At 70.8% G+C, this 14,314-nt stretch carries 12 protein-coding genes; 5 read left to right on the top strand and 7 right to left on the bottom strand.

What is annotated here, in order from left to right; translation table 11 throughout:
- Nucleotides 1-109: 109 nt before the first annotated feature.
- From ACFWTE_RS07595 to ACFWTE_RS07570, 6 genes are all read right to left on the bottom strand, one after another.
- The gene (locus tag ACFWTE_RS07595) at nucleotides 110-1,534 is read right to left on the bottom strand and encodes an NAD(P)/FAD-dependent oxidoreductase (RefSeq protein WP_378778500.1); all 1,425 of its coding nucleotides are present in this window, start codon (nucleotides 1,532-1,534) and stop codon (nucleotides 110-112) included.
- A gap of 118 nt (nucleotides 1,535-1,652) precedes the next feature.
- Nucleotides 1,653-2,498 carry an ABC transporter permease gene (locus ACFWTE_RS07590; protein WP_378778499.1) on the bottom strand — a complete coding sequence of 282 codons (846 nt, stop codon included), beginning with the start codon at nucleotides 2,496-2,498 and terminating at the stop codon, nucleotides 1,653-1,655.
- Entirely contained in the window at nucleotides 2,495-3,349 is an 855-nt protein-coding gene (locus ACFWTE_RS07585; protein WP_378778498.1) for an ABC transporter permease, read from the bottom strand. The genes ACFWTE_RS07590 and ACFWTE_RS07585 overlap by 4 nt, the downstream gene beginning before the upstream one ends.
- Nucleotides 3,350-3,359: 10 nt before the next feature.
- Nucleotides 3,360-4,625, bottom strand: coding sequence for a spermidine/putrescine ABC transporter substrate-binding protein (locus ACFWTE_RS07580; protein ID WP_378778497.1), 1,266 nt, complete (start codon nucleotides 4,623-4,625; stop codon nucleotides 3,360-3,362).
- Between the two features lie 106 nt (nucleotides 4,626-4,731).
- A complete protein-coding gene (locus ACFWTE_RS07575; protein ID WP_378778496.1) occupies nucleotides 4,732-5,886 on the bottom strand; it encodes an ABC transporter ATP-binding protein in 1,155 nt (384 codons plus the stop codon).
- 131 nt (nucleotides 5,887-6,017) lie between these two features.
- Complete coding sequence (locus ACFWTE_RS07570) at nucleotides 6,018-7,457, bottom strand: gamma-aminobutyraldehyde dehydrogenase (protein WP_378778495.1); 1,440 nt, start codon at nucleotides 7,455-7,457, stop codon at nucleotides 6,018-6,020.
- Between the two features lie 237 nt (nucleotides 7,458-7,694).
- Here ACFWTE_RS07570 and ACFWTE_RS07565 point away from each other — a divergent pair, with 237 nt between their 5' ends.
- The gene (locus ACFWTE_RS07565) at nucleotides 7,695-9,071 is read left to right on the top strand and encodes an aspartate aminotransferase family protein (RefSeq protein ID WP_378778494.1); all 1,377 of its coding nucleotides are present in this window, start codon (nucleotides 7,695-7,697) and stop codon (nucleotides 9,069-9,071) included.
- Nucleotides 9,072-9,153: 82 nt separating this feature from the next.
- Here ACFWTE_RS07565 and ACFWTE_RS07560 read toward each other — a convergent pair whose 3' ends face one another.
- Nucleotides 9,154-9,612 (bottom strand): flavodoxin family protein, encoded by a 459-nt coding sequence (locus tag ACFWTE_RS07560; RefSeq protein ID WP_378778493.1) that lies wholly within the window; start codon nucleotides 9,610-9,612, stop codon nucleotides 9,154-9,156.
- Nucleotides 9,613-9,797: 185 nt separating this feature from the next.
- Between ACFWTE_RS07560 and ACFWTE_RS07555 the strand changes: the two genes are divergently transcribed.
- The 4 genes from ACFWTE_RS07555 to ACFWTE_RS07540 all read left to right on the top strand — a co-directional run bounded on the left by ACFWTE_RS07555 (nucleotide 9,798) and on the right by ACFWTE_RS07540 (nucleotide 14,314).
- Nucleotides 9,798-10,622, top strand: a complete 825-nt coding sequence (locus ACFWTE_RS07555; protein ID WP_378778492.1) for a hypothetical protein — start codon at nucleotides 9,798-9,800, stop codon at nucleotides 10,620-10,622.
- 385 nt (nucleotides 10,623-11,007) lie between these two features.
- Nucleotides 11,008-11,850: a nitrilase-related carbon-nitrogen hydrolase gene (locus ACFWTE_RS07550; RefSeq protein ID WP_378778491.1), complete on the top strand. Its 843-nt coding sequence runs from the start codon at nucleotides 11,008-11,010 to the stop codon at nucleotides 11,848-11,850.
- Between the two features lie 18 nt (nucleotides 11,851-11,868).
- Nucleotides 11,869-13,275: a dihydropyrimidinase gene (hydA, locus tag ACFWTE_RS07545; protein ID WP_378778490.1), complete on the top strand. Its 1,407-nt coding sequence runs from the start codon at nucleotides 11,869-11,871 to the stop codon at nucleotides 13,273-13,275.
- Nucleotides 13,276-13,294: 19 nt separating this feature from the next.
- A complete protein-coding gene (locus ACFWTE_RS07540) occupies nucleotides 13,295-14,314 on the top strand; it encodes a TIGR03842 family LLM class F420-dependent oxidoreductase (protein ID WP_378778489.1) in 1,020 nt (339 codons plus the stop codon).

Here is a 14,314-nt window from a genome sequence, read left to right as displayed (position 1 = left end):
CGGCGCAGGCCAAGCCCTTACCCGGACTTACCCCTCCTTGTCCGACGGGAGCGGTGACGGCCCCCGGGGGCGGGGCGGCCCGGGAGCACGCGGCCCAGCCCACAGCCCACTAACTGTCGAAGCCCATGCCCACGGCGTCGAGGCCCCGCAGCCACAGGTTGCGGCGCCCTCCGTCGCGGTCCGCCGCGGCCGTGGCCCGCAGTGTCAGCCCGATACCGAGGGAGCGGACCGGTTCGGGTGGGAAGGGCAGCGGCTTCTCCCTCACCATCCGCAGCCGCGTGCGCTCGGTGTCCAGCCCGTCGAGCCGGTCCAGCATCACCTGCGCGCCGAACCGCGTCGCGCCCACGCCCAGCCCCGTGTATCCGGCGGCGTAGGCCAGCCGTCCGCCGTACCCGGAACCGAAGAAGGCCGCGAACCGGCTGCACGTGTCGATGACCCCGCCCCAGCTGTGGCTGAACCGCACCCCCTCCAGCTGGGGGAAGGTCGCCTGGAAGTGTTCGGCGAGCCTGCGGAAGGTCTCGGGGCGCTGGTCGAACTCCGGGCGCACCCTGCCGCCGTGGTGGTGGACCACGTCGTACCCGCCCCACAGGATGCGGTTGTCGGCGGTGAGACGGTAGTAGTGGAAGAGGTTCGCGGCGTCCGAGACCCCCTGGCGGCCCTGCCAGCCCAGCGACGCCCTCTGCTCGTCGGTGAGCGGCTCCGTCGTGAGCGCGTAGTCGTAGACGGGGGCGAGGTAGTGCTTGAGCCGGCGCAGCGGACCGGGGAACGCGCCTGTCCCCCAGGCGACTTTGGGCGCGTGCAGGGAGCCCCCGGCGGTCTCCAGGCGCAGGCCGGCCGGCGCGGACCTGATCGCGCGCACGGGGGTGTTCTCGAAGATCCGCACACCCAGGCGCTCACAGGCGGCGCGCAGTCCCCATGCCAGCTTGGCCGGGTGGAGCATGGCGACCCCGCGGGGTTCGTACAGCGCCCCCACGTAGGAGGGGGAGTCGATCTCGCGGCGGATCCGCTCGGCGTCCCACACGTGGGCCGGGTGTCCGAGAGCGGTCGTGGCCCGCGCGGCCTCGGCGAACCCCTCGGCCTGCCAGGGCTCGGTGGCGACCAGGATCTCTCCGGTGCGCTCGAACTCGCAGTCGATGCCGTACCGGGCTACCGCCTCCTCGATGGCGTCGAGGTTGGCGCTGCCCTGGCGTTCGAGCTCGTCGATCTCCTCGGGCCAGCGCTCGGCGCCGTTGTCGTGGCCGTGGGTGAGGCTTGCCGCGCAGAACCCGCCGTTGCGGCCGGAGGCCGCCCATCCGGCGGTGCGGGCCTCCACCAGGACCACGTGCCTGTCGGGGTCGCGTTCCTTGGCCAGGAGGGCGGTCCACAGTCCGCTGAACCCGGCGCCGACCACGACCAGGTCGGCGAACACGTTGCCCGCCAGGGAGGGCGCGGGGGCGGGGACGTCGTGGCCGGGGATGTCGGGGTCGAGCCAGAAGACCCGGGGGAGGGTTCCGGCCAGGGCCGTGGCCGCGCGTTCGGCTGCCGTGTCGGACATGGGTGTGACTCCGTTCGTCTGTGGCGGTGTCCGCCGCGGTCCGGTGGACGCGTGCGTCCCCGTCCGGCGCTCCCGGGCGGGACGCGGGCCGCCCGCGGACGGCGGCCCTCCGGCTCCCCTACCCGCCGCCCCGGCGGCGGGCCAGGGCGACGTTGACCGCGGCCATGATCAGCCCGACCGCGAAGAGCAGGGTCCCCATCACGTTGACCTGCGGGGGGATGCCCACGCGGGTCGCTCCCCAGATCCACAGCGGGAAGGTCGTCACGTCCCCGCTGACGAACGTGGTGATGATGTAGTCGTCGATGGACAGGGCGAACGCCAGCAGCCCGCCCGCCATGATCGCGGGGAACAGCATGGGGAGGGTGACCAGCCGGAAGGTCTGCCATGGCCCGGCGCCCAGGTCGCGCGCCGCCTCCTCCAGCCGCGGGTCGAGGGTGATGACGCGGGCCCGCACGGTGATGGCCACGAACGACACGCAGAACATGACGTGCGCGACGACGGTCGTCCAGTAGCCGGTGGTCACGTTCATCATGAGGAACGTGGACAGCAGGGCGGCGCCGAGCACCACCTCGGGGGCGCTGATCGCCGCGAACATCACCAGGTTGGTGAGCTGCTTGCCCCGGAAGGAGAACCGTCCCAGTGCCAGCCCGAGCAGGGTGCCGATCCCGCCCGCGACGACCATCGTCAGCAGGGCGATGGTCAGCGAGTTGACCATCGCGTCGTTGAGGTCGGGGTAGGCGAACGCGTTCCGGTACCAGTGCAGGGTGAACCCCTGCCAGGTGGTGTTGTGCCGTCCGGCCGGGTCGTTGAAACTGAACGCGACCATGAACGCGATCGGTGCGAACAGCCAGGCCAGGACGGCCCAGGTGTAGTAGCGGCCCCAGTCGGTGCGGCCCCGGCGCCGGGCCCTCCCCGGCGGGGGCGCGGCCGGGGGGCCTGCGGCGGTGCGGACGTCCGTGGTCACGCGTGCACCTCCATGACGCGTTCGGTGCCGAGTGCCCTGGCGTACGTGAAGATGCCGACGAGCAGCAGTCCCATGAGGACGAAGGTGATCGAGGCGGCGATCGGATAGTTGTTGTTGACCAGGTACTGCGTCCGGATGACGTTGCCGATCATCGTGTTGTGCGTTCCGCCGAGCACCGACGCGTTGACGTAGTCGGCGCTGGTCGGGATGAAGGTCATCAGCACTCCCGCGAACACTCCGGGCAGGGACACCGGCAGGATCACCCGCGTGAACGCGTGCACCCGGTTGGCGTAGAGGTCGTGCGCGGCCTCGACCAGGTGGGGGTCCATCCGCTCCAGGACCGCGTAGATCGGCAGGATCATAAACGGCAGGAAGTTGTAGGCGAGGCCGAGGACGACCGCGGGGGCGGAGTTGAGCACGGCGAACCCCTCGGGGAGCAGCCCGACGTCTTTGAGCGGTCCGAGCACGACGCCGTTGTCGGACAGGAAGGCGCGCCAGGAGATGGTGCGCAGCACGAACGAGACGAAGAAGGGCAGGAGGATCAGCAGCAGGTAGGTGGACTTGTACGCCCCGCCCCGAAACGCGATCCAGTACGCCGTCGGGTAGCCGACGGCGATGCACACGAGGGTGGCGCAGGCGCCGTAGGACAGGGAGCGCAGGATCTGCTCCCAGTAGTCCCCGAGCGCGGTGGCGTAGTTGCCCACCGCGAAGGTCTGCTGGAAGCCGGTGATCACGTTCCCTGTGGTCAGCGACAGGGAGAGCATCCCGCCGATGGGCACCACGAAGAACAGCGCCAGCCAGGCCCAGGCGGGGAGCACCAGCACGTAGGGCGTGAGGTCTCGGTTTCTCATGGCGCGCCGCTCAGCTCTGGGTGACGGCCTGGAAGAGACCGGAGAACTCGTCCTGCTGGTCGGTGTCCAGCACGACGAAGTTGTGGAGGTTCTGGTAGTCGCCCTCGGTGGGGAAGACCAGGGCGCTCCCGGACATCGCGCTCAGGGCGTCGGCGCGGTCGCCGTCGGAGCCGCCCTCGGCCCACTCGGCCAGCACCTCCTGGGCGTGCGGAACCGGTGAGATGTAGGAGATGTACTCGGTGAGGCCCGCGGCGATCTCCGGCTCGTAGAGGAAGTCCATCAGTTCGACCGCGTCCACCGGGGCCTGCGTGGTGAACGGGAGCATGAGGTTGTCGGTCCAGAGGGTGGCGCCCTCCTCGGGGATGACGAACTCCAGGTTCGTGCCCTCCTCGGAGTTCTGCTGGTAGATGTCGCCGGACCAGGCCATGGTGATCCACAGGTCGCCGTTGGTGAGCGGTTGGATGAAGTCCTGGTCGTAGTAGGCGCGCACCACGCCCGCGTCGCGCTGTTCGCGGAGCTTCTCCGCGGCGGCCTCCCAGTCCTCGCGCGTGGACTCGGCGGGCACGACCCCGTTGGCGAGGAGGCCGAAGTTGGCGATCTCCTGCGGGTCGGCGAACATGCCGACCTTGCCCTCGAACGCGGGGTCCCACAGGTCCTGGAGGCTGGTGATCTCCCGGTCCACGTACTCGGGGTTGTAGGCGATGCCGGTGATGCCGGAGGCGTAGGGGACCGTGTACCTGTTGCCGGGGTCGTAGGTGCTGTTCTTGTAGATCTCCCCCGCGTACTCCGCGAAGTTGGGCAGCCTGGTGTGGTCCAGCGGCACCAGGTAGCCGAGTTCGATGAGCCTGGCGAGTTCGAAGCCGTTGGGCAGGACCATGAGGTCGTAGCCGATGTCGTCTCCGGCGGCGAGCTTGGGCTGGATCTGGCCGAAGAACGAGGCGGCCTCCTGTACGTCCTCCTTGTACTCCACGGCGATGCCGGTGGCCTCGGTGAACTGCGTGATCTGGGTGCGCTCGGCGTCCATGTAGAGCGGCCAGTTGGCCCATCGCAGGTCGCCGGTGCGCTCCTTGTCCGCCCAGAAGTCCTCGCTCTCGGCGGGGTCGCGCTGCTGGCCGCCGACCCCGCAGGCGGACAGGGCGAGCACGGCCGCCGCGGCGCCGCCCGCCTGGAGGGTGCGACGGCGGGTGGGCCCGGGGAGGGCCAGGGGGCTGCGGCGGGCCCGGGTGAGTCCGCGCAGGAGTGCGGGGTGCGGGCGGGGGCGCGGTCGGTCGTTCATGTCGTCGTTCCCTACTTCGGTTCTTCCGGGGGGTGTCCGCCGGGGGCGGGGGCGGGTTCCGCGGGCGGGGAGGGTGCTGGGGCGGGGACCGCAGGCGGCGGGGCGGTCAGGTCGGGAGCGCGTAGGAGTGCTGCGGGTGCCAGGACAGCCAGACCTGCTGGCCGCGCCGGGCGGCGGGCGCCGAGCCGGAGGCGTTCTGCTGGTACACGGTGATCGCCTCCCCTCCCCCGACGTCCACCTGGTAGTGGGTGGCCGCACCCGTGTACACGGTCTCGGTGACGGTGCCGGGGACGCGGCTGACACCGCCTCCGGGGCGTTCGGTGGCGATGCGGACCTTCTCCGGTCGCACGGTCAGGTGGAGGTGGGAGCCGGTGGTGACCGTCCCGGGGAGCTCGGCGACCAGGGCGGTGGCCCCGTCTGCGACCTCCACCCTCCACACGTCGGCGCCGGCGCCGCGGACCACGCCCCGGAGGAGGTTGCTGGTGCCGATGAAGTCGGCGACGAACCTGGTGGCGGGACGCTCGTAGATCTCGGAGGGGGTGCCGAGCTGTTCGACCGCGCCGTCGTTCATCACGGCGATGCGGTCGGACATGGTGAGCGCCTCGCCCTGGTCGTGGGTGACGTAGACGAAGGTGATGCCGACCTCGCGCTGGATGCGCTTGAGCTCGACCTGCATGGACTGGCGGAGCTTGAGGTCGAGGGCGCCGAGGGGTTCGTCGAGGAGCAGGGCTCCGGGCTGGTTGACCAGTGCGCGGGCGAGGGCGACCCGCTGCTGCTGGCCGCCGGAGAGCCGGGAGGGCCGGTGCCTCGCCCGGTGGCCGAGTTCGACCAGGTCGAGCATCTCCGCCACCCGGCGCGCGGCCTCCGGTCTGGGGACCCCCTTGCGTCTGAGCCCGAACGCGACGTTGTCCGCGACGCTCATGTGCGGGAAGAGCGCGTAGCTCTGGAAGACCATGTTGACGTCGCGGTGGTTGGCGGGCACTCCGGTGACGTCGCGGCCGTCGAGGCGGACGACCCCGTACGTGGGGTCCTCGAAGCCGGCGATCATGCGCATGGTGGTGGTCTTGCCGCAGCCGGACGGGCCGAGCAGTGAGAAGAACTCCCCGCGTTCGATGGCCAGGTCGACGCCGGCGACCGCGTTGACCGTCTCCGCACCGGACCGGAAGGACTTGGCCACCCCCTCCAGGCTGATCGCGGGCTCCTGGGCAGGGGTGGTGTCCGCTGGGGGCGCCTCGGGGTGCGTGGTGTCGGTGGGGGCCATGTGGGGGTTCCTGTCAGTCGCTCGTCATCTCGGCGCGCTCACGTGAGCGCCTTCGGGGTGGGGAGGCCCGGGCGGCGGTCCGACAGCCGCCACCGCCGCCCGGGTCGTTCACCGGCGGTCGCGCCCGCGCGTCAGTGGCCGATGTAGCTCATGACGTGCTTGACCCGGGTGTACTCCTCGAAGGAGTACGCGGACAGGTCCTTGCCGTAACCGGAGTGCTTGAAGCCGCCGTGCGGCATCTCCGCCGTGATGGGGATGTGCGTGTTGATCCACACGCAGCCGAAGTCCAGGCGGCGCGAGACCCGCAGCGCGCGGGCGTGGTCCCTGGTCCAGACGCTGGAGGCCAGGCCGTACTCGACGGAGTTGGCCCAGTCGACGGCGGTGTCCTCGTCGGTGAAGCGCTGCACCGTGATGACCGGGCCGAAGATCTCGTCGGTGACCAGCTCGTCTCCCTGCCGGAGCCCGGAGACCACGGTGGGGGCGTAGAAGTAGCCCTCGTCGCCGACCGGAGATCCGCCCGCGAGGATCTCGGCGTGGTCGGGGGCGCGGTCCAGGAACCCGCTGACGCGCTCCAGCTGGCCCGCGTTGTTGACGGGGCCGTAGGCGGCCTCCGGGTTGCTCGGGGGCGCGGTGACGGTGCCGCGGGCCTGCTCGGCGAGGGCGGCGGCGAGGTCGTCGTGGATGCCCGGGGCGGCGAGCACCCGCGTGGCGGCGGTGCAGTCCTGTCCGGCGTTGAAGTACCCGGCCTCGGCGATGCCCGCGGCGGCGCGTTCGACGTCGGCGTCGTCGAAGACGATCACCGGGGCCTTGCCGCCCAGTTCGAGGTGGAGGCGTTTGAGGTCCCTGGACGCGGCCTGGGCGACCTCGTACCCGGCCCGGGTGGAGCCGGTGAGGGAGATGAGCCGGGGGGTCGGGTGGTCCACGAGGGCGCGGCCGGTGTCGCGGTCGCCCGCGATGACGTTGAACACCCCGGCCGGGAGGAACTCGGCAGCGATCTCCGCCAACAGGAGGGTGGAGACCGGGGTGGTGTCGGAGGGTTTGAGGACGATGGTGTTGCCCGCCGCCAGGGCCGGTCCGATCTTCCAGGACGCCATGGCCATGGGGTAGTTCCACGGTGTGATCTGACCGACCGGTCCCAGGGGCTCGCGCCGGACCCAGGAGGTGTGGTCGGCGAGGTACTCCCCGGCGGCGCGCCCCTCCAGGTTGCGGGTGGCGCCCGCGAAGAAGCGCAGGGCGTCGAGGACCTGGCCGATCTCCTCCGTGCGGGTGAGCCCGACGGGTTTGCCGCAGTTGCGGACCTCGGCGGCCACCAGGTCGTCGGCGCGCTCCTCGACACGGTCCGCGAACTTGTTGAGCGCGATCTGGCGGTCGGCGGGCGTCCAGTCGCGCCACCCGTCCTCGAAGGCGTTCCGTGCGGCTCGGAAAGCGTTGTCGACGTCTTCGGCGGTGGACACCGGCGCGGTCGCGAAGACCTTCCCCGTGGCCGGGTCGACGAGGTCGCTGCGGATTCCGTCGGCCGTGTCCGCGTACTCGCCGTTGACGAAGTTGCGCAGGTGGTCCAGTCCGGTCACTCGGGCTCCCCGGGGTCGGGCGCGTGTCGGTGCGCGCGCGGCTGTGAACCGTCACACTGCCACCCGACATCAGGGATATCAAGGGACCTCAAGGGATTCCGTTGTAAAGATTGGATTTCCCGACGGATACTTGACAGAAGCCGCTTAAGTGCCACTATTTCTATTGAGGGGTCTGGCAGAGACCCGCGGGTCGACCCACGCGGTCCCCGCACCACCCAGCGATCTTGGGAGCACCACGTGGCAGCGCACCTGAGCCCGGAGCAACTCCAGCGGGCCGCCAAGGAGCATCTGTGGATGCACTTCACGGAGATGGCCGCCTACGACGACGCCGACGTCCCCGTCATCGCCAGGGGTGAGGGCGTCCACGTCTACGACACCGCCGGGAAGCGGTACCTCGACGGCCTGTCCGGGCTCTTCGTCTCCCAGGTGGGGCACGGCCGCGCCGAGATCGCCGACGCCATCGCCGAACAGGCCCGGGAACTGGCCTACTTCCCCATCTGGACCTACGCCCACCCCCGGGCGATCGAGCTGGCCGACCGGCTCGCGCGCCTGGCGCCCGGCGACCTCGACCGGGTGTTCTTCACCACCAGCGGGTCCGAGGCCGTGGAATCCGCGTGGAAGCTGGCACGCCAGTACTTCAGGGCGGTCGGCGAACCCGAGCGCCACAAGGTGATCAGCAGGAGGATCGCCTACCACGGGTCCAGTCTCGGAGCCCTGTCGGTCACCGGGCTCCAGGCGATCAAGACCCCGTTCGAGCCGCTGGTGCCGAGCACCGTCCAGGTGCCGAACACGAACCTCTACCGCGCCCCTGTGCACGGCGACGACCCGGAGGCGTTCGGCCGCTGGGCCGCCGACCAGATCGAGGAGGCGATCCTCCAGAACGGGCCCGAGACGATCGCCGCCGTGTTCGTCGAGCCGGTGCAGAACTCCGGCGGCTGCTTCCCGCCGCCCCCCGGCTACCTCCAACGCGTCCGCGAGATCTGCGACCGGTACGGCGTCCTCATGGTCTCCGACGAGGTCATCTGCGCCTTCGGCAGGCTGGGCGAGTACTTCGGGGCGACCAGGTACGGCTACCTGCCCGACATGATCACCTTCGCCAAGGGCGCCACCAGCGGTTACGTCCCGCTCGGCGGTCTCATCGCCCGTGAGCGGCTGATGGAGCCGTTCAAGGAGGAGGGCGCGTCCTTCCTGCACGGCGTGACCTTCGCGGGCCACCCCGTGGCCGCCGCGGCCGCGCTCGCCAACCTCGACCTGTTCGAGAGTGAGGGCATCCTCGACAACGTGCGCGAGAACGCGCCGGTCTTTCGCGCGACCCTGGAGCGGCTTCTCGACCTGCCGATCGTCGGCGACGTCCGGGGGGACGGGTTCTTCTACGGGATCGAACTCGTCAAGGACAAGGCGACCAAGGAGACCTTCAGCGACGACGAGGCGCAGCGGCTCCTCAAGGGCTTCCTGTCGGGGGCGCTGTTCGAGGCGGGCCTGATCTGCCGCGCCGACGACCGCGGCGAACCCGTCGTCCAGCTCTCACCTCCGCTGACCTGCGGACCGGCGGAGTTCGACGAGATCGAGCGGATCCTGCGCAAGGTCCTCACGAACGCCTGGAACCAGCTGTGAACCGTGTTCCTCGCCTCCTTCCGGGCTCGCGGGCGGGGCCCCTCCCGCACGGGCGGGCCGGGCGGGAGGGGCCGGCACCGTGTCAGCCCCTCTCCTGGGCGGCGAGCGCGGTGACGGCCCCCAGTTCCCAGCAGGCCTCGCGGGCGGCGGCGTCGGGGCGGCCGGTGACGGTGACCGGCGGGCGGTGACGCTCCCACCCGATGCCCTTCGCGATCGACTCCACGGCTCGGACGGCTCCCGCCGTGTCGTTGTCCCCGTGTACGTAGAGGGAGTACGGCAGGCCCTCGGTCTCCCCCTGGGCGGGGTAGAAGACCGTGTCGAAGAAGTGCTTGAGCGCGCCGGACATGTAGCCGATGTTGGCCGGGGTCCCCAGGACCAGCGCGTCGGCCGCGAGCAGGTCGCTGACGCTCGCGGACAGCGCCGCTTTCGACCGGACCTCCACCCCTTCGATATCGTCGTCGCGGGCACCGTCGATCACGGCCCCCAACATCTCCCGGGTGGCGGGCGAGACGGTGTGGTGAACGATGAGCAGTCGTGCCATGCCCCCACAGTAGGCAGTCGAACACGACTGGAACTGTCGGCCTCCCGTCGGCGTCACAATCAGCACGGGCAAGACGGCCCGGCCGCCTCCCGACCCGCCCGCAGCAGAAAGCCAGGACCACCATGAGTCAGCCTCCTCCCCCGAACGGCCCGTATCCGGGGTCTCCGACCGGTGGCCAGCCGCCCATGGGCCCTCCGCCCGGCGGACCCTACGGTCCCGGCGGCCCCTCCGACGGCTATCCGAGCGGCCCGTACGGTCCCCCCGGGGGCGATCCCTACGGTCCTCCCGGCGGTGACCCGTCCGGACCCTACGGCCCTCCCGGCGGCGACCCGTCCGGACCCTACGGTCCCCCCGGCGGTGACCCGTACGGCCACCCGGGTGGAGGCGCGTACGGCCCCGGCGGTCCCGGCGGCCCCTACGGCCCCCAGCCCCCCTACGGCCCCGGCCCGCAGGGTCCGAAGAAGTCCTCGCCGTGGCTGTGGGTCGGCCTGGGATGCGGTGGCCTGTTCGTCATCGGCGTCATCCTCGTGGTGCTCATCGCGTTCGTCTTCAACGACCGGGGCGAGTCGGGCGGCGGCTCCACGACGGTCACGACCGAGAGCCCCGGCGAGGACTCCGGCGAGTCCGGCGGGTCCAGTGGCTCCAGCGAGTCCGTCGAGCACAACGGCATCATCTACACGGTCACCGGCACCGAGACCACCGACGAGATCGAGGGCTACACCCCCTCCGGCGAGTACCTCATCGTGCACCTCGACGTCGCGTACGCGGGCACCGACACGTTCTGGCGTGATGAGCAGCACGTGTACACGTCCGCCGGGGAGGCGGTCGAGGAGGACTACGACGCCACCCTCGAACTCGGCGACTCCATGTGGAACGACCTGCCCACCGACGGCAGCCCGGTGAGCGTGAGCATCGTCTTCGACGTGGAGTCGGCCTCCGACATCACCCACATCGGGCTGAGCTCGGAGACGTACGGCGGGGACGAGATCGAGGTGGAACTCAACCCCTGACGCGTGCCCGACCCCGTGCGCACGGCACGGGGGCGGAGCCCGACCGGGGCCGCCGGAAACACGTCCGGCGGCCCTTCGTCATGCCCCGGCACCGGCCCGGCGGCAGGCATGTGCAGACCCATGAAATTCTTCGTCGAAACAACGGGAAACCTGTGGCTTCCTCCGAATTGATTTCGCCCGAGAAAGGACATTGTCTCCCTGTTGGGCATAATCGCGAAATCAGGAAACCCCGGCTTATCACATGAACCGGGATGTCGAACGTTGACCCCCCGTTCCCCTCTTCTCTAAGGTGCGACTCTCACGCGCACCGCCCGCCGCGCCGACCGCCCGGCCATCCGCGCGAGCAGGGCGCATGCGGTCCCACCAGCCGAGGAGCGAGGGAACCATGCCGCACAACGTCCGTGCCGCGCTCGTCCAGACAGAATGGACGGGCGACACCGAATCCATGCTCGCGGCCCACGAGAAGTACGCGCGCGACGCAGCGGCGCAGGGCGCCCGCGTCATCGGTTTCCAGGAGGTGTTCAACGCACCCTACTTCTGCCAGGTGCAGGAGGCCGAGCACTACCGCTGGGCGGAACCCGTGCCCGACGGCCCGACCGTCACGCGGTTCGGCGCCCTGGCCCGGGAGCTGAACATGGTGATGGTGCTTCCGGTCTTCGAGATCGAGAAGCCCGGCTTCTACTACAACACCGCCGCCGTCATCGACGCGGACGGCACCTACCTCGGCAAGTACCGCAAGCACCACATCCCGCAGGTCGAGGGCTTCTGGGAGAAGTACTACTTCCGCCCCGGCAACCTCGGCTGGCCCGTGTTCGACACCGCCGTCGGCCGTGTCGGGGTCTACATCTGCTACGACCGCCACTTCCCGGAGGGGTGGCGGGCGCTCGGCCTGGCCGGGGCCCAGCTGGTGTACAACCCGTCCGCGACCAGCCGCGGCCTGTCCGCCTACCTGTGGAAGCTCGAACAACCCGCCTCCGCGGTGGCCAACGAGTACTTCGTCGCCGCCATCAACCGCGTGGGCGTGGAGGAGTACGGCGACAACGACTTCTACGGCAGCAGCTACTTCGTGGACCCGCGCGGCCAGTTCGTGGGCGACGTCGCCTCCGGCACCGCGTCCGAGCTCGTCGTCCGCGACCTCGACCTCGACCTGATCGACGAGGTCCGCCGGCAGTGGGCGTTCTACCGGGACCGGCGCCCGGACGCCTACGGTCCGCTGGTCGAGGGCTGAGGAGCGGGGAGGAGACCCATGGAACGCACCGTCATCAGCGGAGGCCTGGTCGTCACCGCCTCCGAGGAGGTGGAGGCCGACGTCCTCGTCGAGGGCGAACGGGTCGCCGCCCTCGCCCTGCGCGGCGGCGAGACCGCCCGCTCCTGGGCCGACAGCGGGGCCCGCGCCATCGACGCCACCGGCCACTACGTGGTCCCGGGCGGGGTCGACGGCCACACCCACATGGAGATGCCCTTCGGCGGCACCTACTCCGCCGACACCTTCGAGACCGGCACCCGGGCCGCCGCGTGGGGCGGCACCACCACGATCGTCGACTTCGCCGTCCAGGGCCGTGGGCAGTCGGTCCGCGCGGGGGTGGACGCGTGGATGGCCAAGGCCGACGGCACGTGCGCGATCGACTACGCCTTCCACGCCATCCTGTCCGACGTCGACGACTCCTCCCTGAAGGAGATGGACGCCCTGGTGGACGAGGGCATCACCTCGTTCAAGCTGTTCATGGCCTACCCCGGTGTGTTCTACAGCGACGACGGCCAGATCCTCCGCGCCATGCAGCGCGGCGCCTCCAACGGCGCGCTGACCATGGTGCACGCCGAGAACGGCATCGCCATCGACGTGCTGGTCGAGCAGGCCCTCGCCGAGGGCAGGACCGACCCCCGCCACCACGGGGAGGTGCGCAAGGCCCTGCTGGAGTCGGAGGCCACACACCGCGCCGTCCAGCTCGCCCGCGTCGCCGGGGCGCCCCTGTACGTGGTGCACGTGTCCGCCCGCGAGGCGGTGGAGGAGCTGGTACGGGCCCGGGACATGGGCCTCAACGTGTTCGGGGAGACCTGCCCGCAGTACCTGTTCCTGTCCGCGGACAACCTGGCCGAGCCCGGCTTCGAGGGCGCCAAGTACGTGTGCTCCACGCCGCTGCGTCCGAGGGAGCACCAGGAGCACCTGTGGCGGGCCCTGCGCACGAACGACCTGTCCGTGGTCTCCACCGACCACTGCCCGTTCTGCTTCAGCGGCCAGAAGGACCTGGGCGTCGGCGACTTCTCCAAGATCCCCAACGGCATGCCCGGGGTGGAGCACCGGATGGACCTGCTGCACCAGGCGGTCGTGGAGGGCCGCATCGACCGGCGCCGGTGGATCGAGATCGCCTGCGCCACACCGGCCCGCATGTTCGGCCTCTACCCGTCCAAGGGCACGATCTCGCCGGGTTCGGACGCCGACATCGTCGTCTACGACCCCGGTGCGCAACAGGTCCTTTCGGCCGACACCCACCACATGAACGTCGACTACTCGGCGTACGAGGGCCGAAGGGTCACGGGCAGGGCGCGCACGGTCCTCTCCCGCGGCCGCGTCGTCGTGGACGGCGGCTCCTACCTGGGCGAGGCCGGACACGGCCGGTACGTCCCCAGGTCCACCTGCCAGTACCTGATCTGACCGCCCCAGAGGAGACCCCATGGACATCGGACTCGTCCTCCAGACCGACCCGCCCGCCGACCTGCTGGTCGAGCGGATGGTGCGCGCCGAGGCCCACGGTTTCACCCACGGGTGGACGTTCGACTCGGTGGTGCTCTGGCAGGAGCCGTTCGTCATCTACAGCCGCATCCTGGAACGCACCAGGAAACTGGTGGTCGGTCCGATGGTGACCAACCCGAGCACGCGGTCCTGGGAGGTGACCGCCTCCCTGTTCGCCACCCTGAACGACATGTACGGGAACCGGACGGTGTGCGGGAGCGGCCGGGGCGACTCGGCGATGCGTGTGGCGGGGCGCAAGCCGGCGACGCTCGACCGGCTCTCCGAGTCGATGCGGGTGATCAAGGACCTCGCCGAGGGCCGGGAGACGGAGGTGGACGGCACGCCCATGCGCCTGCGGTGGGTCCGCGACGGCGTCCTACCCGTGTGGATGGGGGCCTACGGGCCCAAGGCACTGAACCTGGTGGGACGCCAGGCCGACGGGTTCATCCTCCAGTTGGCCGACCCGTACCTGACCGAGTGGATGATCGCCGCGGTGCGCACGGCGGCGGCCGACGCCGGGCGCGACCCGGACGCGGTGAAGGTGTGCGTGGCGGCCCCCGCCTACGTGACCGACGGCTCGCCGGAGGGGCTGGCGCACGCGCGCAAGCAGTGCCGCTGGTTCGGCGGGATGGTCGGCAACCACGTCGCCGACCTGGTCTCGCGGTACGGCGACTCCGGCGTGGTGCCGCAGGAGCTGACCGACTACGTCCGGGCCCGCAGCGGCTACGACTACAGCCACCACGGCCGGGTGGACAACCCGGACACCGAGTTCGTCCCGGACGCGATCGTGGACCGGTTCTGCCTGGTGGGGCCGGTCGAGGAGCACGTCGCGAAGCTGAAGCTGCTCCAGGACGCGGGGGTGGACCAGTTCGCGGTCTACGCGATGCACGACGACGTGGACGGGGTCATCGACGCCTACGGGCGCGACGTCGTCCCGGCCCTGTCCTCCGGGAGCACCTGA

The organism is Nocardiopsis sp. NPDC058631 (assembly GCF_042716955.1).
In the GTDB taxonomy this organism is placed as follows: domain Bacteria; phylum Actinomycetota; class Actinomycetes; order Streptosporangiales; family Streptosporangiaceae; genus Nocardiopsis.
Note: the sequence above shows the minus strand (reverse complement) of the source record. Positions and strands in the feature narration are given on the sequence as shown.

Bases quoted from the DNA above. Each gene is read 5' to 3' on its own strand.
- hydA (WP_378778490.1), top strand. From the start codon at position 11,869: ATGGAACGCACCGTCATCAGCGGAGGCCTGGTCGTCACCGCCTCCGAG.
- ACFWTE_RS07555 (WP_378778492.1), top strand. From the start codon at position 9,798: ATGGGCCCTCCGCCCGGCGGACCCTACGGTCCCGGCGGCCCCTCCGAC.
- ACFWTE_RS07550 (WP_378778491.1), top strand. From the start codon at position 11,008: ATGCCGCACAACGTCCGTGCCGCGCTCGTCCAGACAGAATGGACGGGC.
- ACFWTE_RS07595 (WP_378778500.1), bottom strand. From the start codon at position 1,534: ATGTCCGACACGGCAGCCGAACGCGCGGCCACGGCCCTGGCCGGAACC.
- ACFWTE_RS07540 (WP_378778489.1), top strand. From the start codon at position 13,295: ATGGACATCGGACTCGTCCTCCAGACCGACCCGCCCGCCGACCTGCTG.
- ACFWTE_RS07585 (WP_378778498.1), bottom strand. From the start codon at position 3,349: ATGAGAAACCGAGACCTCACGCCCTACGTGCTGGTGCTCCCCGCCTGG.
- ACFWTE_RS07580 (WP_378778497.1), bottom strand. From the start codon at position 4,625: ATGAACGACCGACCGCGCCCCCGCCCGCACCCCGCACTCCTGCGCGGA.
- ACFWTE_RS07575 (WP_378778496.1), bottom strand. From the start codon at position 5,886: ATGGCCCCCACCGACACCACGCACCCCGAGGCGCCCCCAGCGGACACC.
- ACFWTE_RS07560 (WP_378778493.1), bottom strand. From the start codon at position 9,612: ATGGCACGACTGCTCATCGTTCACCACACCGTCTCGCCCGCCACCCGG.